Origin of the sequence: Microvirga terrae (assembly GCF_013307435.2) — a bacterium.
In the GTDB taxonomy this organism is placed as follows: domain Bacteria; phylum Pseudomonadota; class Alphaproteobacteria; order Rhizobiales; family Beijerinckiaceae; genus Microvirga; species Microvirga terrae.
This window is the reverse complement of record NZ_CP102845.1, coordinates 360,013-378,485: the sequence shown is the minus strand read 5'-3', so window position 1 is coordinate 378,485 and position 18,473 is coordinate 360,013. Positions and strand designations below refer to the sequence as shown.

The 18,473-nt window shown below is 67.5% G+C and carries 20 protein-coding genes; 14 read left to right on the top strand and 6 right to left on the bottom strand.

Annotation, left to right across the window (positions count from 1 at the left end; genetic code table 11):
* Positions 1–40 precede the first annotated feature (40 nt).
* Positions 41–382 (bottom strand): winged helix-turn-helix transcriptional regulator, encoded by a 342-nt coding sequence (locus HPT29_RS01825; protein ID WP_173949071.1) that lies wholly within the window; start codon positions 380–382, stop codon positions 41–43.
* Positions 383–477: 95 nt separating this feature from the next.
* Between HPT29_RS01825 and HPT29_RS01820 the strand changes: the two genes are divergently transcribed.
* The 3 genes from HPT29_RS01820 (at position 478) to HPT29_RS01810 (ending at position 3,557) form a co-directional block, all read left to right on the top strand.
* Positions 478–1,494 carry a zinc-binding alcohol dehydrogenase family protein gene (locus tag HPT29_RS01820; protein ID WP_173949072.1) on the top strand — a complete coding sequence of 339 codons (1,017 nt, stop codon included), beginning with the start codon at positions 478–480 and terminating at the stop codon, positions 1,492–1,494.
* A gap of 559 nt (positions 1,495–2,053) precedes the next feature.
* A complete protein-coding gene (locus HPT29_RS01815; RefSeq protein ID WP_173949073.1) occupies positions 2,054–2,434 on the top strand; it encodes a DUF2794 domain-containing protein in 381 nt (126 codons plus the stop codon).
* A gap of 127 nt (positions 2,435–2,561) precedes the next feature.
* On the top strand, positions 2,562–3,557 hold the full coding sequence (locus HPT29_RS01810; protein WP_173949074.1) for an SDR family oxidoreductase: 996 nt from the start codon (positions 2,562–2,564) through the stop codon (positions 3,555–3,557).
* Between the two features lie 173 nt (positions 3,558–3,730).
* On the opposite strand, the gene HPT29_RS01805 is transcribed toward HPT29_RS01810, so the two are convergent.
* Complete coding sequence (locus HPT29_RS01805; RefSeq protein ID WP_173949075.1) at positions 3,731–4,264, bottom strand: GNAT family N-acetyltransferase; 534 nt, start codon at positions 4,262–4,264, stop codon at positions 3,731–3,733.
* A 106-nt stretch (positions 4,265–4,370) separates the two neighbouring features.
* On the opposite strand from HPT29_RS01805, the gene HPT29_RS01800 reads away from it, so the two are divergent.
* Positions 4,371–5,876, top strand: a complete 1,506-nt coding sequence (locus HPT29_RS01800; RefSeq protein WP_259060423.1) for an MFS transporter — start codon at positions 4,371–4,373, stop codon at positions 5,874–5,876.
* A gap of 121 nt (positions 5,877–5,997) precedes the next feature.
* On the top strand, positions 5,998–6,324 hold the full coding sequence (locus HPT29_RS01795; RefSeq protein WP_173949076.1) for a GYD domain-containing protein: 327 nt from the start codon (positions 5,998–6,000) through the stop codon (positions 6,322–6,324).
* Positions 6,325–6,380: 56 nt separating this feature from the next.
* Here HPT29_RS01795 and HPT29_RS01790 read toward each other — a convergent pair whose 3' ends face one another.
* From HPT29_RS01790 to HPT29_RS01780, 3 genes are all read right to left on the bottom strand, one after another.
* Positions 6,381–7,163, bottom strand: a complete 783-nt coding sequence (locus tag HPT29_RS01790) for a Bax inhibitor-1/YccA family protein (RefSeq protein WP_173949077.1) — start codon at positions 7,161–7,163, stop codon at positions 6,381–6,383.
* Positions 7,164–7,392: 229 nt separating this feature from the next.
* Positions 7,393–9,981, bottom strand: coding sequence for an ABC transporter permease (locus HPT29_RS01785; RefSeq protein ID WP_173949078.1), 2,589 nt, complete (start codon positions 9,979–9,981; stop codon positions 7,393–7,395).
* A gap of 12 nt (positions 9,982–9,993) precedes the next feature.
* On the bottom strand, positions 9,994–10,686 hold the full coding sequence (locus HPT29_RS01780) for an ABC transporter ATP-binding protein (RefSeq protein ID WP_173949079.1): 693 nt from the start codon (positions 10,684–10,686) through the stop codon (positions 9,994–9,996).
* Between the two features lie 72 nt (positions 10,687–10,758).
* Here HPT29_RS01780 and HPT29_RS01775 point away from each other — a divergent pair, with 72 nt between their 5' ends.
* The 7 genes from HPT29_RS01775 (at position 10,759) to HPT29_RS01745 (ending at position 15,945) form a co-directional block, all read left to right on the top strand.
* Positions 10,759–11,433 (top strand): arylesterase, encoded by a 675-nt coding sequence (locus HPT29_RS01775; protein WP_173949080.1) that lies wholly within the window; start codon positions 10,759–10,761, stop codon positions 11,431–11,433.
* Between the two features lie 63 nt (positions 11,434–11,496).
* Entirely contained in the window at positions 11,497–12,540 is a 1,044-nt protein-coding gene (locus tag HPT29_RS01770; RefSeq protein ID WP_173949081.1) for an aldo/keto reductase, read from the top strand.
* Between the two features lie 173 nt (positions 12,541–12,713).
* A complete protein-coding gene (thpR, locus tag HPT29_RS01765) occupies positions 12,714–13,250 on the top strand; it encodes an RNA 2',3'-cyclic phosphodiesterase (RefSeq protein WP_173949082.1) in 537 nt (178 codons plus the stop codon).
* 36 nt (positions 13,251–13,286) lie between these two features.
* Positions 13,287–13,877: a histidine phosphatase family protein gene (locus HPT29_RS01760; protein WP_173949083.1), complete on the top strand. Its 591-nt coding sequence runs from the start codon at positions 13,287–13,289 to the stop codon at positions 13,875–13,877.
* Positions 13,878–14,157: 280 nt separating this feature from the next.
* Complete coding sequence (locus HPT29_RS01755; protein WP_173949084.1) at positions 14,158–15,174, top strand: YeiH family protein; 1,017 nt, start codon at positions 14,158–14,160, stop codon at positions 15,172–15,174.
* Between the two features lie 66 nt (positions 15,175–15,240).
* Positions 15,241–15,543, top strand: coding sequence for a 4a-hydroxytetrahydrobiopterin dehydratase (locus HPT29_RS01750; RefSeq protein WP_173949085.1), 303 nt, complete (start codon positions 15,241–15,243; stop codon positions 15,541–15,543).
* Between the two features lie 3 nt (positions 15,544–15,546).
* Entirely contained in the window at positions 15,547–15,945 is a 399-nt protein-coding gene (locus HPT29_RS01745) for a GFA family protein (protein WP_173949086.1), read from the top strand.
* A 163-nt stretch (positions 15,946–16,108) separates the two neighbouring features.
* On the opposite strand, the gene HPT29_RS01740 is transcribed toward HPT29_RS01745, so the two are convergent.
* Positions 16,109–16,894, bottom strand: a complete 786-nt coding sequence (locus tag HPT29_RS01740) for an SDR family NAD(P)-dependent oxidoreductase (protein WP_173949087.1) — start codon at positions 16,892–16,894, stop codon at positions 16,109–16,111.
* An 80-nt stretch (positions 16,895–16,974) separates the two neighbouring features.
* Here HPT29_RS01740 and HPT29_RS01735 point away from each other — a divergent pair, with 80 nt between their 5' ends.
* Entirely contained in the window at positions 16,975–17,361 is a 387-nt protein-coding gene (locus HPT29_RS01735; RefSeq protein WP_173949088.1) for a YkvA family protein, read from the top strand.
* A gap of 302 nt (positions 17,362–17,663) precedes the next feature.
* Positions 17,664–18,371, top strand: a complete 708-nt coding sequence (locus HPT29_RS01730) for a hypothetical protein (protein ID WP_173949089.1) — start codon at positions 17,664–17,666, stop codon at positions 18,369–18,371.
* The last annotated feature ends 102 nt before the right edge of the window (positions 18,372–18,473 follow it).

Below are 18,473 nucleotides of genomic sequence, written 5' to 3'. Positions count from 1 at the left end.
CGAGCAAAGTACGGTAAAGTTGCTGCGCCGCACAGGCACTTTACGCTGCTTCGGCCTCCACGGACGACAGATTCGCGTCTCCCCATTCCTTCATGGCCATCAGCACGGGCTCCAGGGACCGGCCGCGCCCGGAGAGCGTGTATTCGACCCGGGGCGGCACCTGGGCATAGACGGTCCGGACGATGAGGCCGTCGGCCTCGAGCTCGCGCAGCTGATGGGTGAGCATGCGCTGGGTGATCGACGGGATGAGCCGGCGCAACTCGTTGAACCGCAAGGTCCCGCGCAGGAGCTTGTAGAGGACGATGATCTTCCATTTGCCGTCGATCAGGCTCATCGTCCGCTCGACGGAACATCCCTGAACCCTCTGCGCCTTCTGCGGCATTACGGTATCCTTTTCGACACTATGGGCTGTTTTTGTGCGTTCTTGCGAACTCCAACACTATGCTCAAGTATCGTCCCGTCAACAGGAGACATGCCATGCGCGCCGTCGGATACCAGCAATCCCTCCCCATCGACCAGGACGCCTCCCTCACGGACGTCGAGCTGCCCCGCCCCGAGCCCGGACCGCGCGACCTGCTCGTCGAGATCAGGGCCGTGGCCCTCAACCCGGTCGACACCAAGGTGCGCATGCGCGCTCAACCCGAGCCGGGCGGCGTGAAGGTTCTGGGCTTCGACGCGGCCGGGATCGTCAGGGGCGTCGGCAAGGACGTCTCCCTGTTCCGGGAAGGCGACGAGGTGTTCTATGCGGGCGCCATCACGCGCCAGGGCACCAACGCGGAGTTCCACGTGGTCGACGAGCGGCTGGTGGGCGCCAAGCCGAAGACCCTCTCGTTCGAGGAGGCCGCGGCCCTGCCGCTCACCACGCTGACCGCCTGGGAAACCCTGTTCGACCGGCTCGAGGTCAAGCGCCCGGTCAAGGGCGCGGCCAATGCCATCCTGATCGTGGGCGGCGCCGGCGGCGTCGGATCCATCGCGGTCCAGCTCGCGCGGCAGCTCACCGATCTGACCGTGATCGCCACCGCGTCGCGTCCGGACACGCAGGCCTGGGTGAAGGAGCTCGGCGCCCATCACGTGATCGATCACGGCAAGCCGCTGGCCGCGCAGGTGGAAGCCCTGGGGATCGGTGCGCCGGCCTTCGTGTTCTCCATCACGCACACGGAGAACCATTTCGCCGAGATCGCCAAGGCCATTGCGCCGCAAGGGCGCTTCGCCCTGATCGACGACCCGAAGGCGCCGCTCGACATCAGCCTCCTGAAGGGCAAGAGCGTGTCGATCCACTGGGAATCCATGTTCACCCGCTCCACCTTCCAGACCGCCGACATGGAGCGGCAGCACGAGATCCTGAACGAGGCGTCGCGTCTGGTCGATGCGGGCACCATTCGCACCACGCTGGCGGAGATCGTCGGGACGATCAACGCGGCCAATCTCAGGCGCGCGCACGCCCTCATCGAGAGCAACCGCACGCGCGGCAAGCTCGTGCTGTCGGGATTCTAGAGCATCGGACCCAAAAGTGGACCCACTTTTGGGTCCGATGCTCCCACCTCTTTGACGAGCGCATCGTTCATGCGGAAAACCGGATCCACTTTTCCGCACGATGCGCTAAGGGTGTTCCGATCCACTTCCGTCATCACCGGGCTTGTCCCGGTGATGACGGGAAGAGGGTGTGAATGTTTGTGGAGCATCGCTTGCTGTCACGTGCGATGTGTTAAGCGAACGTTAACGGCAAAAAAGAAGGGCTTTGCGATCTGGACCATCGCAAAGCCCTTTAAACAGAAGAAAAGGCTGCCTTGAAGGGCAGCCCTGTGCCTCGAGGGTGGCCCGGCCCGTCGCGCGACTCAGAGGGCTGGGGGGCTGACGTGTCCAAGCCGTTCGATGAGCCGGGCCGTCGAGGCAACTTGAGCATTTACGGCATTCAGTGCGGCTCCATCACGGCGCGATTGAGGCAGGAATAAGATTTGCAGAAGAAGCCGTGATTCATCCTGTCGCCCTGGGTTGATCCCTTAGCCGCCGAAGCCCATCATCAGGGCATGTTTTGCGAGTTATGGGAGGCGTCATGAGCGAAGGTGACATCGCAGAGCCGCTGCGCGGCGGCTCGATGCAGGGTTCGGCCCACATCGTTCCTTTTCCCGCCGCGCCGAAACAGGTGTCCTTCGACCGTGCCGAGTTGCAGGCCATTCTCAATCTCTACGGCCGCATGGTGGCGGCCGGCGAATGGCGCGATTACGCCATCGATTTCCTGCCCGACAAGGCGGTCTTCTCCATCTTCCGACGCACATCCGAAATGCCCCTCTACCGGATCGAGAAGGATCCCAAGCTCGCCAAGAAGCAGGGCGCTTATTCGGTCATCGTGTCGACGGGGCTGATCCTCAAGCGCGGACATGAACTCGCCCGCGTGCTGCGGGTGCTCGACAAGCCGAAGGTCGTGTCGGCTTAAGGCTCTCGGCTGCTCGCGGCGAACGCTCCGCCGCCCGGAACACCCCATCGCGCCTCGCGTTGCCGGAACGATGCCGCGACAGCCGGCCGGGCCTTTGCGGCCACGACGGCAGCGATGAGGAACCCCGATGACGCGCGACCTTTCCGGCCTTTCCGTGGTGATCACCGGCGCGTCGAGCGGGATCGGCCGCGCCGCGGCGCTCGCCTTCGCCCGGCAGGGCGCCCATGTGGCCCTCGCGGCGCGACGGTCGGACCTGATCGAGGAGGTCGCCCAGGCGTGCCGGGACCTGGGCGCGCGGGCCATCGCGGTCCCCACCGACGTAACCGATGCCGACGCCGTCGACGACCTCGCCCAGGCGGCCCGGCGGGACTTCGGCACCATCGACGTCTGGATCAACAATGCCGGAACGGGCGTGTTCGGCCCCTACCAGGACGCGGACATCGCCCTCCACCGGCGCACCATCGAGGTCAACCTGCTCGGGTCGATGCACGGCGCCTATTCGGCCTTGCCCGTGTTTCTCGCACAGGGGCACGGCATCCTCATCAACACCATATCCCTGGGCGGCTGGGCGCCGAGCCCATATGCTGCCGCCTACACGGCCTCCAAATTCGGCCTGCGGGGGTTTTCCGCGAGCCTGCGCCAGGAATTGGGTGATCATCCCGACATCCATGTCTGCGGCGTGTTCCCGGCCATCGTCGACACGCCAGGCCTCGATCATGGGGCGAACGTGTCGGGCCGGCAGATCAACCCGGGATCGCTGATCTATGCACCCGAGGATGTGGCCGAGACCTTCGTGGCGCTGGTGCGCCATCCGCTCGACGAGGTGGCCGTGGGCTGGCCCGCCCGAGCCGCCCAGGTCGCCTACGCCCTGGCGCCGGGCCCGACCGAGCACCTGGCGGGCGCCTTCATGCGCCGGGCGCTCGAACGCGCCGCCCCGGCGCCACGGACGGAAGGCGCCCTGCTGCAGCCGGTCCCCGCAGGCCGGGGCGTGAGCGGCGGCTGGCGCGCCCGCAAGGGCCTGCCCCGTTCCGCCCGCCAGCCGAGCCGCATGGCCGGCGCCGTCCTCCTCGCCGGATTGGCGCTTCTGCTGGGCACGAGGGCCGCGGCGCGGGTTCGGCGCTAAAGCATCGGACCCAAAAGTGGACTTGCACTTTTGGGATGAATCCGATGCTTTCTTCTTGAACGAGAGCATCGGTCAACACGGAAAACCGGATCCACTTTTCCGTCCGATGCTCTAAAGCATCGGACGGACCCAGAGGGCCGGGTCAGGAAACCAGCTTTCATGAGGGGATGCTGTCAGATCGGCCGGGTCGGTGCCTCGCCCGTGCCGCGTCCGAGCGGCCGCTGCATCAGCACGGTGGAGAGCCAGCGCCCGTGCTTGTAGCCGATTCCCTTCAGGATCCCGACAGGCTCGAAGCCCAGGCTCCGGTGCAGGCCGATGGACCCCTTCGAGTCCTCGTCGCCGATGACCGCCACCATGAGCCGGAAATCCCGCGCCTCGCAGTCCTCGATCAGCGCGGCGAGCAGCAGGCGCCCGACACCCTGCCCCTGCGCGGCCGGCGCGACATAGATCGAATCCTCCACCGTCGAGCGATAGGCCGGCCGCGTGCGATAGGCGCCTGCATAGGCATATCCCAGGATCTCCCCGTCCCTCTCGGCCACCAGATAGGGATAGCCGCCCTCCAGAAGGGCGGCGCGGCGGCGCGCCATCTCGCCGAGATCGGGAGGGTCGAGTTCGAACGAGGCGGTGCCGTGCGTGACCGCATGGGCGTAGATTGGCGTGATGGCCTCGAGATCGGAATCAGCGGACGGGCGGATGAGGATGCTCATGAGGGCTGTCTCAAACAGATCGAGGTCGGAACGGAACAGGATCCCAGAAGTGGATCCACTTTTAGGTGCAATGCTCTAGCATGGACGGCATGAGAAAGGCACGCCCGTGAACGATCTCGGCGCCGGCAGAACCCGGCCATCCGCCGATGCCAGGACGCGGACCATGGTGGTCTGGTCGGCGATCCTGGCCTCCAGCATGGTCTTCGCCGACGGGGCCATCGTGACCGTGGCGATGCCGCAGATGCGCATGAGCCTGCAGGCGTCGCTCGCCGAGATGCAATGGGTCACCAATGCCTATGCGCTGACCCTGTCGGCCTTCCTGCTGCTGGGCGGCGCGGCCGGCGACGCCTATGGCCTCAGGCGGGTCTTCATGATCGGAATCGCGTGCTTCGGCCTGACCTCCCTCTGGTGCGGCCTGTCGGGGACGCCCGGGATGCTGATCGCCGCCCGGGCCTTCCAGGGCATCGGTGGCGCCTTGCTGGTGCCGGGCTCGCTTGCCCTGATCAGCGCCCATTTCCCGAAGGAGGCGCGCGGCAAGGCCATCGGCACCTGGGCGGCCGCCTCGGGCATCGCGGCGGCCCTGGGGCCGATCCTCGGCGGCTGGCTGATCGATATCGGCCCCTGGCAGGCGATCTTCTGGATCAACGTCCCCATCGCGGCCCTGGCGCTCTGGCTGTGCGCGACGCATGTCCCGGAGAGCCCCGTGGCGCGGGCGACCGCCATGGACTGGCTCGGTGGCGTTCTGGCCGTCGCCTCCCTCGGCCTGCTGGCCTATGGCCTGACGGCTTTGGGCGAACGGGAGAGCCACAAGGGCTTCGCCGCGCTGCTGGCGCTCGGCGGCGCCATGACGCTCGGCCTCTTCATCCGGCACGAGACGCGCGGGGCCGCCCCGATGATGCCCCTCGACCTGTTCCACGCGTCCGCCTTCGCCAACGTCAACGCCCTGACGCTGCTGCTCTATTTCGCACTGAGCGGCGCCCTGTTCTTCCTGCCCACCGCGCTGATCGAGGCCCATGGCTATTCGGCCGCCAAAGCCGGGTCGGTGTTCCTGCCCTTCACGGTCCTGATGGCCGTGCTGTCCCGGCTCGGCGGCACGATGGCCGACCGGTTCGGCACCCGCATGCTCCTGACCGCCGGCCCCCTGATCACGGCCTTGAGCTTCGCGCTCCTGGCCCCGGCGGTGCTGCATGGCGGCTACTGGATCGCGATCGTGCCCGTGATGGCCCTCATGGGGCTCGGCATGGGGATCACGGTCGCGCCGCTCTCGACCACGGTGATGAACGCCGTTCCGGACGCGCGCATCGGCGTGGCGTCCGGCATCAACAACGCGGTCTCCCGCGTCGCGGGGCTGGTTGCCGTGGCCGGCCTCGGCGTCGTCGCCACGGTCGGGTTCCGGCGGACCGCCGCCTGGTCGGGTCCCGAGCTGGCGGACCGCTTCGCGGAGGCGACCTTCGGGGCGCTTCCGTCGTCCGTCGCATCGGACGGCATTGTGCAGGATCTCTATGCCACGGCGACGATCGGGGGGTTCGGCCTGGTGGCGCTGATCTGCGCCGCCGCGGCCTCTGCCAGCGCCTGGTTCGGCTCTCGCTCGGCTCTGAAGGAACGTCCCTGAGCCGATGGCCGTCCCGGCTTTGTTCCTGCGACGAACCCCTCTGTGCAAAGGACTCGCAGCTCCCCTGGTTTGGGCGTTAACTGCGTTCGCTGGGGCCGAACTCCGACGGACGAGGTGAGCCATGGCCATGTATCTTACACGCTTCAGCTATACGCCCGAGACCTGGGCACGCCTGATCGAGAACCCCGAGGATCGACGTATAGCGGCTCGTTCCTACATCGAGTCGGTGGGGGGAAGGCTGCACGGGTTCTGGTACGCCTTCGGCGAGCACGATGGCTGGAACTTATGGGAGGCGCCGGACAACGTGTCGATGGCCGCCGTCGTGCTTGCGATCGGCGCGGGCGGCGCGCTTCGCTCGAGCGAGACGACTGTCCTCCTCGGCGTCGAGGACCTGATGGAAGCCCTCGGAAAGGCGAAGGCGGTCCGGTACCGTCCACCGGGAACATGAATAAAAAAGCCCCGGCCTTTCGGCCGGGGCTTCGAGAGCGTCTGCTCCGCTCGTTCTTACTGGTTGCGGTTGCCCACGAGAGCCAGCAGGAACTGGAACATGTTGATGAAGTCCAGGTACAGGGTCAGGGCGCCCAGCACCGAGGCCTTGCCGGCCGCCTCGGAGTCGAGGTTGCCGTAAAGGTACATCTCCTTCAGCTTCTGCGTATCGTAGGCGGTGAGGCCCGCGAAGATCAGAACGCCGATCACGGAAATGCCGAACTGCAGGGCGCTCGACGCGACGAAGATGTTCACGATCGAGGCCAGGATCAGACCGACGAGGCCCATGATCAGGAACGAGCCCATGCCCGACAGGCTGCGGTTCGTGGTGTAGCCCCAGAGCGACAGCGAGCCGAAGGCCGCCGCCGTGATGAAGAACACCTGCACAACGCTCGCGCCCGTGTAGCGGATGAGCAGCGTCGAGAGCGAGGCGCCCATCACCGCCGCAAAGGCGAAGAAGGTGCCGCGGGCGGAAGCCGCCGACATCCGGTCCATGCGGAACGAGAAGAAGAAGATGAACGCCAGAGGCGCCAGCGCCACGATCCACATCAGAGGCGTGGTGTAGAGGGTGACGCCGAACTGGGTCAGGCCGACGCTGCCGATCCGGGCGACCGCCTGAGACGGATCGCTCGTCGTGGCCAGCATGTTCACGCCGAGTGCGACCAGGGCCGAGATCGCCAGGCCCAGGACCATGTTGTTGTAGACGCCGAGCATGAAGGCGCGCAGGCCCTGGTCGACCTGAGCCGCCGTCCGGGCAAAGCCGGTGCCATAGGCGTTTTGGTTTTGCTCATACGGTTGCATCGGAGTCCTTTCTCGCGGTGTCCCGTGTGTTCCCTCGAAAGGCTGGGAAGTCAGCCCTCGGCCGCCGCATGTGCGACGACATGCAAAATATGAGGGGCGGGCCTGCGTTGCGCAAGAGGCAGCGCCAAGCTTCAACTCTTCGTGACAAAGAAAAAGGAGGAGCAGAGTTGCTGCTCCTCCTCACGCGCGTTCGTCGGCGCCTCTAGAACGGCCTCGCGAAAACAGGCCGTTAAAGATTTCTCAAGTAGAGCGCCGGCTTTTGACTTAAGATCCGCCACGTTCCGATCAGCCCTAATCCGACGCTCACGAGAACCGCCAGCATCGAGGCCAGGACGGCGCCCGACAGATCCAGGGTAAAGCTTAGGTTCATCACGCGGGTGATGATGAAATAAGCCGCGAGCGTTCCCGCCAGCAGCCCGAACACCGCCGTGGCGAGGCCCAGAAGCCCGTATTCGAGCGCATAGGCGGAGAGCAGCCGCGCCCGGGTGGCGCCAAGCGTCTTGAGCACCACCGCATCGTAGAGCCGAGCCCGGTGACCGGCCGCAAGCGCGCCGGCCAGGACCAGGAGGCTCGCGATCAGCGCGATGGAGCTCGCGCCGCGGATCGCCATGACGAGCTGCGAGACCACGTCGTTCACCGCCTCCAGGGCATCCTTCACCCGCACGCTCGTCACCATCGGGTACGCCTGGGCGGAGCTTCTCAGGATCCTGGCGTCGAGCGCCGCATCCGAGCCGTTCGGGAAGGTGACGGTGGCCAGATGCGTGTGCGGCGCGCCCGCGAAGGCGTTGGGCGAGAACACCATGACGAAGTTGATGCCCATGGAGCGCCATTCGATCTCGCGCAGGTTCCCGATGGTGGCGCTGATGTTGCGGCCGAGCACGTTGACGGTGATCTCGTCGCCGATCTTGAGGCCGAGTCCCTCGGCGATCTTGCGGTCGAAGGACACGAGCGGCCGGCCGCGATAGCCTTCGGGCCACCACTCGCCCTGCACCACCTTGGAGCCTTCCGGGGGCTTGGCCGCGTAGGTGATGCCGCGGTCGCCCTCGAGCACCCAGGACACGTCCTCGGGCGCCTTGACCTCGGCCACGGGACGTCCGCCGAGGGTCACCAAACGACCGCGCATCATGGGCACGCGCTCGATCTGGGCGTCGCCGGCCTGACTCTTGAGGAAGCCCTCGAAGGCATCCGCCTGCTGGTTCGGGATGTCGAGGAAGAAGAAGCTCGGCGCCCGCTCCGGCAGGCTCTGGGTGAGCTGGCGGGTCAGGTTGGTGTCGATGAGCGCCAGGGTGACCAGGAGCGTGATGCCCAGGCCCAGCGACAGCACCAGGGAGGGCGTGAGCGCGCCGGGCCGGTGGATGTTGGCGAGCGCGAGCCGCGGCGCCGTCCGGCGGGGGCGCGGCAGGCGGCGGGCGAGCGCCATGATGCCCAAAGCCACGACGCGCAGGAGCAGGAAGGACCCGGCGGCCGCGCCCACGAACATCAGGGCGATGCGCCGGTCGTAAGCCGCGAGCAGGGACAGCCCGACGAGCGCCGCGACCGAGAGCACGAGGGCCGCGATGTAGCGCTTGCGCGGCCAGCGCCGCTCGGGGTCGATCTGGTCGCGGAAGAGGCCCGAGACCGGCACGTCGTGGGCCCGACCGAGAGGCGCCAGCGCGAAGACCAGGGCGGTGAGCACCCCGTAGAGCAGCGCGATGCCGAGCTCGCTCCAGGCGAGCGTCGGCTGGATCGGGATCGGCAGGAGGTGGCCGAAGAGCCCGGTCACCACGAAGGGCAGCACAGCCCCGAAGGCGAGCCCGATACCGATGCCGACGACCGCGATCAGCATCACCTGGATGAGATAGAGCAGCACCACCTGCCCGCCTGGCGCGCCCAGGCTCTTGAGGGTCGCGATGGAGGCGCGCTTGCGGTCGACGAAGCCGCGCACCGCATTGGCGACTCCGACGCCGCCGACGAGGAGCGCGGTGAGGCCGACGAGCGTGAGGAACTGGGTGAAGCGCTCGATGTTTCGGGCGAAGCGCGGATCCGCGTTGAGGCGCGTGCGGATGTTCCAGCCGGCCTCCGGCAGGACGCGGTTCGCCTCGGCCTCGATCCGGGTCAGCCCCTCCTCGGTGGATTGCTCGGGCGGCAGGGTGAGCCGGTAGGTCCAGCGCACGAGGCTGCCCGGCTGGACGAGGTCCGTGGCCTTCAGGGCCTCCTGCGACAGCAGGAGCCGCGGCCCGAAGCCGATGCCGTCGGCGATCTTGTCCGGCTCCGACACGAGGCGGGCCCGCAGCTCCACGGTCGCGGCGCCGACCGTGACCCGGTCGCCCACCTTCAGGTCGAGCCGGGCGAGGAGCGCCGGATCGACCGCGGCCCCGAAGGCGCCGTCGCGCGCGGCGAAGAGGTCGGCAGGCGGGAGGGCCGGATCGGTCTCGAGTGCCCCGACGGTGGGATAGCCCCCGTCGACGGCCTTCATCTCCACCAGCCCCGAGCCCTTCTCGCCGGCCAACGCCATGGCCCGCATGGTGGCGATCACGTTGACCCGGCCTTGCGACTCGAGGAACGCCCGCTCGGGCGCCCCGGCCTCGCGCTGGAGCAGGGAGAAGGCCATGTCGCCGCCCAGGATCCGCCGGCCCTCGCGGGAGATGCCCTCGGTCAGGGAGCGGGACAGGGACGATACGCTGGCGATCGCCGCGACGCCGAGCGCGATGCAGGCGAGAAAGATGCCGAAGCCTCTCAGGCCCCCGCGCAGCTCGCGGACGGCAAGGCGCAGCAGGAGCGGCAGGCGCGACGCGGAGGCGGACCGTCGCTGCGGCGTGGCGGGAAGGGAGCCGTGCATGACCGAGATCCCTTACGCCACGGCGGAGGCCGCGCCGGCCTCCACCTGCCCCGAACGCAGGCGCACCATGCGGTCGCACAGGCGGGCGAGGTTGAGATCATGGGTCACGAGGACCAGGGTGGCGCCCCGGTCGCGTTTCAGGGCGAAGAGCAGGTCGACGATGGACTGCCCGGTGGTCTCGTCGAGATTGCCGGTGGGCTCGTCGGCCACCAGGATCGCCGGGTTGGGCACGATGGCGCGGGCGATCGCCACGCGCTGCTGCTCGCCGCCCGAGAGCTGCGCCGGATAATGGTGCAGGCGGTGGCCGAGCCCCACGGCCTGCAGTTCGGCCTCGGCCCGTTCGAAGGCCTCGCCCTCGCCGGCGAGCTCCAGCGGGAGCGCCACGTTCTCCAGGGCCGTCATGGTCGGGACGAGGTGGAAGGACTGGAACACGATGCCGATGCGCCGGCCGCGAAAGCGCGCCAGCGCGTCCTCGTCGAGCCCCGACAGGTCGGTGCCGTCGACGATCACCCGGCCCGAATCGGGCCGCTCGAGCCCGGCCATGGTCATGAGCAGGGTCGACTTGCCCGAGCCCGACGGTCCGACCAGTCCCACCGCCTCGCCCCTGCCGACCTCCAGGGAAATGCCCTTGAGGATATGGACCCGTGCGGCTCCGCGCCCGAGGCTCAAATCGACGTCGTGCAGCGCGATGGCCTTGTCCTGCATGCCCATTCACCCGATCTGTTGGAAAATCCGAAGTTGCCCGGTTCTAGTCCGGTAGAGATGGGAAGCCTATCGATGAAGCGCCAATCCGGCCCGTTCATGACGATCATTTTTGCGTGTGCGGCGGCCCTGGCCGCCATGATCGCCCCGGTCTTCGCTCCCTTGCCGGCGGCCCAGGCGCAAGGGCGGACCATCCGCCTCGTGGCCCTCGGCGACAGCCTCAGCGCCGGCTACAACCTGCCGCAGGAGGCGGCCTTCCCGGTGGCCCTGGAGCGGGCGCTCAAGGCCAAAGGCTACAAGGTGGAGGTCGCCAATGCGGGGGTGTCCGGCGACACGTCCTCGGGCGGCCTCGACCGGCTCGACTGGTCCGTGCCGGACGGCACCGACGGGGTGATCCTGGAACTCGGCGCCAACGACATGCTGCGCGGGCTCGACCCGGCCGGGACCCGCAAGAACCTGGAGGCCATCGTCGAGCGCCTCAAAAGCCGCAATATCCCGGTCATGCTCGCGGGCATGTATGCCTCGCGCAATCTCGGGCCGGATTACGTGCAGAAATTCGACAGCATCTATCCGGACATTGCGAAGAAGCACGACCTTGTGCTCTATCCCTTCTTCCTGGACGGAATCGTCGGTGAAAAATCCCTCAACCTGCCCGACGGGATGCACCCGACGGCCAAGGGCGTGGAGATCATCGTCGAGCGCATTCTGCCCAGCGTCGAGAGCTTTCTCGCCCGTCTTTCTCAGCGCTGATCCTCGTCGGCGCCTCATTCTCGCCTGAACGCGGGGGATCATGTCCCCGCGAGGAGCTTACCCATGGAATACCGCCGCCTCGGCCGCACGGATCTCAATGTCAGCCTCATCTGCCTCGGCACCATGACCTGGGGCCAGCAGAACACCGAGGCCGATGGCCATGCGCAGATGGATTACGCCCTCGACCAGGGCATCAACTTCTTCGACACGGCCGAGCTCTACTCGATTCCGCCCCGGCCCGAGACGCAGGGCTCGACCGAGCGGATCATCGGATCCTGGTTCAAGGCGCGGGGCTCGCGCGACAAGGTGATCCTCGCCACCAAGGTGATCGGCCGCTCCGACAACACCTGGTTCCGGGACGACGGCTCCAAGGGCGAGCTCTCGCGCGCCCAGGTCGAGGAGGCGGTGAACAAGAGCCTGAAGCGGCTCGGCACCGACTATATCGACCTCTACCAGATCCATTGGCCCGACCGGCCCATGGCCTGGGGCTCGAACCCGACTGTCTTCCGCCACCAGGACGGACCCTCGCACCCGATCAACGAGACGGTCGAGATCATGACCGACCTGGTGAAGGCCGGGAAGATCCGCCATTTCGGCCTCTCCAACGAGAGCGCCTGGGGCACCATGACGTTCCTCAAGCACGCGGACGCCAAGGGCCAGGCCCGGGTGCAGTCGGTGCAGAACGCCTACAGCCTCCTCAACCGCACCTACGAGGTCGCGCTGGCGGAGGTCTCGATGCGCGAGAACGTGAGCCTGCTCGCCTATTCGCCGCTGGCCCAGGGCTATCTCACGGGCAAGTACCTCGACGGCGCCCGTCCAGCGGGCGCGCGCACCACCCTGTTCAACCGCGGCCAGCGCTACGAGAACCCCACCGCCGAGGCGGCGATCCGCAAATATATCGCGCTTGCCAAGGAATTCGGCCTGGATCCGGCCCAGATGGCGCTGGCCTTCGTCAATTCCCGCCCCTTCGTCGGCTCGACCATCATCGGGGCGACCTCGATGGAGCAGCTGAAGACGGACGTCGCGTCCATCGACGTGACGATCACGCCGGAGCTCGAGGAGCGCATCGACGCGATCCACGTCGAGCACTGCAATCCGTGCCCGTGAGATCACGCTCTCGCGTCATGGTCGGCCTCGTGCCGGCCATCCCGATGCGGTGAGGCGCGGCGTTCATCGAGAGGGGACCACCGGGACAAGCCGTGTCGCGACGGACGAATGACCCCGTCGGAACAAACGCCCGCCACCGATCGTCTGAACACCATCAACCCGGGAGGTGCCGCATGCCCCGCCTCTTCACCGGCATCGAGATCCCGGCTGAGATCGGCCTCGCCCTGGCGAGCTTCCGCGGCGGACTTCCGGGCGCCCGCTGGATCGATCCCGAGAACTATCATCTGACCCTGCGCTTCATCGGCGACATCGACGAGCGCATGGCGGACGACGTCACGTCGATCCTCGGCGAGCGGCGCCAGCGGGCGCCGCTGACCATCGTCATCGACGGGCTCGACACCTTCGGCGGCGGCAAGCCCCGGGCGGTCTTCGCCCGCACGTCCGGCAACGGCGAGCTGATCGAGGTGCAGGCCGAGCAGGAGCGCCTCCTGCGCCAGGTCGGCCTGCCCCCGGAAACCCGCAAGTTCACCCCGCACGTGACCCTGGCGCGCCTGCGCAACGTCTCGCCCATCGACGTGGCGGATTACATCGCGACCCGCGGCCATTTCCCGAAACTGACATTTCCGGCCGACCGTTTCGTCCTGTATTCCTCCCGGAACTCGGTCGGCGGCGGACCCTACATCGTCGAGGCGGCCTATCCCTTGGGCTGACTCGACGGGCGGATGGGAGGCCGGTACAGCATCCCGATGGCCTCGCTCATCTTCATCACCCATCCCGAAGTGGTCATCGACCCGGACCAGCCCATTCCCGAATGGCCCCTGAACGCCACCGGGCGCGCCCGCATGGAGCGCTTCGCAGCGATGCTCGCGGACAGGGACGTGTCGGCCGTCTATGCCAGCACCGAACGCAAGGCCATGGACGGCGCCGCCATCGTGGCGGAGAGCCTCGGCCTGTCCTACGGGACCGACGAGGATCTGGGCGAGAACGACCGCTCGTCGACGGGCTTCATCGCGCCGCCGGAATTCTGGGACGTGGTGGCGGAATTCTTCGGCCGCCCGCACGAGAGCATCCGCGGCTGGGAACGCGCCATCGACGCCCAGACCCGGATCGTCGGCGCCGTCGGCCGGATCCTGCGCGGGGACGAGACCGCGGGCGATATCGTCGTGGTGTCTCACGGTGGGGTCGGATGCCTGCTCACGGCCCATCTGCAGGGAGTCGCCATCGGCCAGGAAAGCCGCCCGTCCCATCCGGGCGGCGGCTGCTTCATCGCCATCGACCGCGATTCCTTCACGCTGACGCAGGACTGGCGCGCCATCGAGGACGGGTTTTCCGCCTGAGGACGATCGCGTCGTCGGTCGCGGTGCCGGAGATGCCCCCTTCCGTCATAGCCGGCCTTGTGCCGGCCTCCCGCCACGGAAGGGCTCGGCGCCTCACGTCATCGGGATCACCGGGACAAGCCCGGTGATGACGTGAAGAGCGACCTGGAGACGACGTGGAGACCATCGATGCCCCCAGCCGGCCCGCATGCCCGGGACCATGCCCGGCCCGTTTGAGCTTGCATCCGCGGCGCCTTGGGACTAGCCCCTGAGCCGAAGACCCAGGACTGACATAAGCCCCATGATCCGCACCCGCATCGCGCAATCAGCGCCCGGCACCGCCTTGTGCGCGGGGATCGCCCTGGCCGCTATGGGGCTGCAATGGGTGGAGGAGCACTGGACCGGGCGGCCCTGGCTCGAGGCCCTCGTCATCGCGATCCTGCTCGGCACCCTGGTCCGGACCCTCTGGACGCCGGACCGGCGCTGGACGCCCGGTATCGGCTTTTCCGCCAGGACCCTACTCGAGATCGCCGTGATGCTTCTCGGCGCGTCGATCAGCTTCCAGGCGGTTCTCGACGCGGGGCTCGGCCTCATCCTCGGCATCGCCATCGTGGTGGCGCTCGCCATCGGGGCGAGCTACGGGCTCGGACGCTGGCTCGGCCTGCCGAAGCGCATGGCCATGCTGGTAGCCTGCGGCAACTCGATCTGCGGCAACTCGGCCATCGCCGCTGTGGCGCCGGTCATCGGGGCGAAGCCCGAGGACGTCGCCTCCTCGATCGCCTTCACGGCCATTCTCGGGGTGATCGTCGTGCTCACCCTGCCCCTGCTGGTGCCGCTGCTCGGCCTGTCGATGACGCAATATGGCGTGCTCGCGGGACTGACCGTCTATGCGGTGCCGCAGGTGCTGGCCGCCACCGTGCCGGTGAGCCTCGTCAGCACGCAGCTCGGCACCCTGGTGAAGCTCGTGCGCGTGCTGATGCTCGGCCCCGTGGTGATCGGCCTGTCCCTGGTCGCCCGCCGGGGCACGGGGAGCGCGAAGCCCACCTTCGCCTGGAGCCGGCTCGTGCCGTGGTTCATCGTGGGCTTCCTGAGCTTCGCCCTGCTGCGCTCACTCGGGCTCATTCCGGACGTGATCGTGCGCATGATCGTGCCGGTCGCGACGCTGCTCACCGTCATCGCCATGGCGGCCCTGGGCCTCGGGGTGGATCTCAGGGTTCTGAGCCGCGTCGGCGCCCGGGTGACTCTCGCTGTGACGCTCTCGCTCCTGGTGCTCGTCGCCATCAGCCTGGGGTTGATCCGGCTGCTCGGCGTCGCGTGAGGCCTTGAAACCTCGCCGGCGCGCCTCATCACTAGGGCAGTCCCCTCCTGCCCCCGACATGCGCCCATGCCCCGCCTCACCGACGCCGAACGATCCGAACTCCTGCCCGCCCTCGACGGCTGGACCCTCGTCGAAGGGCGCGACGCGCTCCACAAGCGCTTCGTCTTCGACGATTTCAACGCCGCCTTCGGGTGGATGGCCCGCGTGGCGCTCGCCGCCGAGGCCATGAACCATCATCCGGAATGGACCAACACCTACAACCGGGTCGAGGTCACCCTCGCCACCCATGACGCCAAGGGCATCACGCGCCGAGACGTCGAGCTGGCGCAGCGCATGGACCGCATGGCCGCCGGGTTGGTGAAGGGATAGGCCATGGGCGCAACACGCATCCGCACGGGCGGCTGTGCCTGCGGGCAGCTGACCTTCGAGGCCCGGGGCGAGCCGAAGCGCGTCGGGCTCTGCCATTGCATGACCTGCCGCAAGATCAGCGGCGCGCCGTTCAACGCCTACGTGATCTATCCCCGGGATGAAGTGACGGTCTCGGGCGAGTTCCGGGGCTGGTCGGCGACGCCCGAGAGCGAGCGCTGCTTCTGTGTCGTATGCGGCTCGCAGGTCTTCGACCGGGATTCCGACACCGAGATCGAGATCAAGCTCGGGGCCTTCGACGAGCCCGATCTCTTCACGCCCACCTACGAGGCCTGGGCCCGGCGCCGGGAGCACTGGCTGTGCACCCCGGATCTCGAGAGCTTCCCAGAAAACCGCGGTTCCTGAACGTGAGCCGGGATGAGGCGCTGTCGGCCCTCGCGTGAACGAACCTCGACGTCATGGCCGGGCTTGTCCCGGCCATCTCCATCACGAAAAGCGCTGCGCCTCACCTGATCGGGATCACCGGCACGAGGCCGGCGATGACAGGCGCGGCGACGATACGCCTTCCCTATTTCGGCTGCATCCTCAACGCGCCGTCGAGGCGGATTCCCTCGCCGTTGAGCATGTCATTCTCGATGATAGCCTTGACCAGCGCGGCGTATTCCTCGGATCGGCCGAGGCGCGAGGGGAACGGCACGTTGGCCTCCAGGGCCTTGCGGTAATCCTCCGCGATGCCCTCGAAGAGCGGCGTGTGGAACAGGCCCGGCATGATCGTCATCACCCGGATGCCGAAGCCCGACAGGTCGCGGGCGACGGGCAGCGTGAGCCCCAGCACGCCGCCCTTGGAGGCCGCATAGGCGGCCTGCCCGATCTGCCCGTCCTGGGCGGCCACCGACGAGGTGTTGACGATGACCCCGCGCCCGCCGTCGGGCGTGACCGGATCGAGCCCGGCCATGGCGGTGGCGCATTTCGCGATCATCGCGTAGGTGCCGATCAGGTTGATCTCGACCGCTCGGCGGAAGCTCGCCACGTCGTGGGGGATCAGTTCTCCGGTCTCGCGCTTCTTCGACACGGTGCGCTTGCCGGGCGCGATGCCCGCGCAATTGACGAGAACCCGCTCGATGCCGTTGGCCGCACGGGCGGCGGCAAGGGCGGAATCGATCGACGCCTCGTCGGTCACGTCGGCCTTGCAGAAGACGGCGCCGATCTCCCGGGCAACCTCCTCGCCGCGCTCGGCGTTCATGTCCAGGATGGCGACCTTCGCACCGCCGGAGGCCAGCATTCGGGCCGTGGCCTCGCCGAGGCCGGACGCCCCTCCGGTGACGACGGCTGCCATCAATTTGTCGAGCTTCATCGCTTTTCTCCCTTCAGCCGGAGATGTCTTAAGCTATCCCCGAGCCAGCGGGAACGCATCCCATGGAAGGAGTCTGTTGAATGAGTGAACCCTTCATGAAGCCTTTCTCCAAGGCCGAGATGGAGGCCATCCGCAAGGAGACCCGGGACGAGGAAGGCCTGAAGCGCCGGTTCTGGGTCAAGCTGAAGCGGGTTGCGGTCAGAATTCCGTTCGCCGATGACCTCGTGGCGGCTTTCTTCTGCGCGACGGATCCGTCGACGCCCAGCCGCGTGAAGCTCATCCTCCTCGGCGCCATCGCGTATTTCGTCTTTCCGGCCGACGCCATCACCGACCTGCTGCCCCTGTTCGGCTTCGCCGATGACGCAGCTGTCCTGGCGGCCGCGATCACGCAGGTTGCCGGCTCCATAACGGAAGAGCACAAGGACAGGGCCCGCAAGGCTCTCAGAGACACGATGGAACACGCCTGAAAGCTTCGTTCTAGGACCATATTCAGAACAAAGAAAATTGACTTATTGCAATGTTATTATAGGTGACGTAAGGATGAGTCGTTCGCAACAAAGTCACCTTATTCCTCCGGCTTTTAAAGACGAACAAGCTTTGCAGAACCACCTTGGGTCGCCCGAAAGGCGGCCCTTTTTCGTAAGCGGCCGCGCGGCCGGTGCCGGGCGATGACACCAAGCGCCACGTTTCGACGCATCGCCAATCGGCTGGCGCGGCCTTAACGGAGATGGTGAAGAGTTCTTAACCATCCGCCTGTATGGTCCGCCCCATGATATCTGCATCTCTCCAGCGCGGCATCGCCGCGGGCATCCTTTCCGCCATCGTGGTCATCGGAACCGGGCCTGCAGCTCTGGCTCAGTCCGGACGTTCGACGCAGCAATCGACCCGCGGGACGCCGGCCAAGCCGGCCCCGGCGACCAAGCCCAATCCCGCTCCGGCGGCCAAGACCAATGCGGCCAAGCCTGCCGCGGCCGCCGCAGGGGCCGCAGGCGCGGCAGCCGCCGCCAGGCCGGCCCAGGCGGCCACGGGCCCGGGGGGCGCCTCGCTGCTGACCTCGTACGGCGATTGGGGCGTCTACACGGCCCAGACCGGCCGTTCGAAGATCTGCTATGCCCTGAGCCAGCCCAAGGACCGGCTGCCGAAGAACGTGAACCGCGACCCGGCCTATCTCTTCGTGTCCTTCCGCCCGGCGGAGAACGTGAGGAACGAGGTCGCCCTGGTGCTCGGCTTCACGGCCAAGGAGAACGGCCCGGCGGAAGCCGCCGTCGGCAACGCGTCCTACGCGCTGATCACCAAGGCGGCCAATGCCTGGCTCAAGAATCCCGCCGAGGAAGGCCAGGCGATCGCCACCATGGCCCGCAGCGGGACCGTGACCGTGAAGACCCAGTCGGCCCGCGGCTCCAGCCTGACCGACCGCTATTCCCTGAACGGCTTCGGCAAGGCCCTCGAACACGCCCGCAAGGAATGCGCTTCCTAAGCCCCCCGCACGGTTGAAAATCAGTACCTCGATGAGCATGTTCCGGGTCTCGCGCCCGGAATTTTGCGTTTGAAGGCTCACGGTTTCGGCGCAATCGTGCTA

Coding starts and splice junctions, on each gene's coding strand:
- HPT29_RS01745 (WP_173949086.1), top strand. CDS start 15,547: ATGGGCGCAACACGCATCCGCACGGGCGGCTGTGCCTGCGGGCAGCTG.
- HPT29_RS01795 (WP_173949076.1), top strand. CDS start 5,998: ATGGCCATGTATCTTACACGCTTCAGCTATACGCCCGAGACCTGGGCA.
- HPT29_RS01810 (WP_173949074.1), top strand. CDS start 2,562: ATGACGCGCGACCTTTCCGGCCTTTCCGTGGTGATCACCGGCGCGTCG.
- HPT29_RS01820 (WP_173949072.1), top strand. CDS start 478: ATGCGCGCCGTCGGATACCAGCAATCCCTCCCCATCGACCAGGACGCC.
- HPT29_RS01815 (WP_173949073.1), top strand. CDS start 2,054: ATGAGCGAAGGTGACATCGCAGAGCCGCTGCGCGGCGGCTCGATGCAG.
- HPT29_RS01760 (WP_173949083.1), top strand. CDS start 13,287: ATGGCCTCGCTCATCTTCATCACCCATCCCGAAGTGGTCATCGACCCG.
- HPT29_RS01770 (WP_173949081.1), top strand. CDS start 11,497: ATGGAATACCGCCGCCTCGGCCGCACGGATCTCAATGTCAGCCTCATC.
- HPT29_RS01755 (WP_173949084.1), top strand. CDS start 14,158: ATGATCCGCACCCGCATCGCGCAATCAGCGCCCGGCACCGCCTTGTGC.
- HPT29_RS01780 (WP_173949079.1), bottom strand. CDS start 10,686: ATGCAGGACAAGGCCATCGCGCTGCACGACGTCGATTTGAGCCTCGGG.
- HPT29_RS01790 (WP_173949077.1), bottom strand. CDS start 7,163: ATGCAACCGTATGAGCAAAACCAAAACGCCTATGGCACCGGCTTTGCC.
- HPT29_RS01775 (WP_173949080.1), top strand. CDS start 10,759: ATGAAGCGCCAATCCGGCCCGTTCATGACGATCATTTTTGCGTGTGCG.
- HPT29_RS01825 (WP_173949071.1), bottom strand. CDS start 382: ATGCCGCAGAAGGCGCAGAGGGTTCAGGGATGTTCCGTCGAGCGGACG.
- HPT29_RS01750 (WP_173949085.1), top strand. CDS start 15,241: ATGCCCCGCCTCACCGACGCCGAACGATCCGAACTCCTGCCCGCCCTC.
- HPT29_RS01740 (WP_173949087.1), bottom strand. CDS start 16,894: ATGAAGCTCGACAAATTGATGGCAGCCGTCGTCACCGGAGGGGCGTCC.
- thpR (WP_173949082.1), top strand. CDS start 12,714: ATGCCCCGCCTCTTCACCGGCATCGAGATCCCGGCTGAGATCGGCCTC.
- HPT29_RS01805 (WP_173949075.1), bottom strand. CDS start 4,264: ATGAGCATCCTCATCCGCCCGTCCGCTGATTCCGATCTCGAGGCCATC.
- HPT29_RS01730 (WP_173949089.1), top strand. CDS start 17,664: ATGATATCTGCATCTCTCCAGCGCGGCATCGCCGCGGGCATCCTTTCC.
- HPT29_RS01785 (WP_173949078.1), bottom strand. CDS start 9,981: ATGCACGGCTCCCTTCCCGCCACGCCGCAGCGACGGTCCGCCTCCGCG.
- HPT29_RS01735 (WP_173949088.1), top strand. CDS start 16,975: ATGAGTGAACCCTTCATGAAGCCTTTCTCCAAGGCCGAGATGGAGGCC.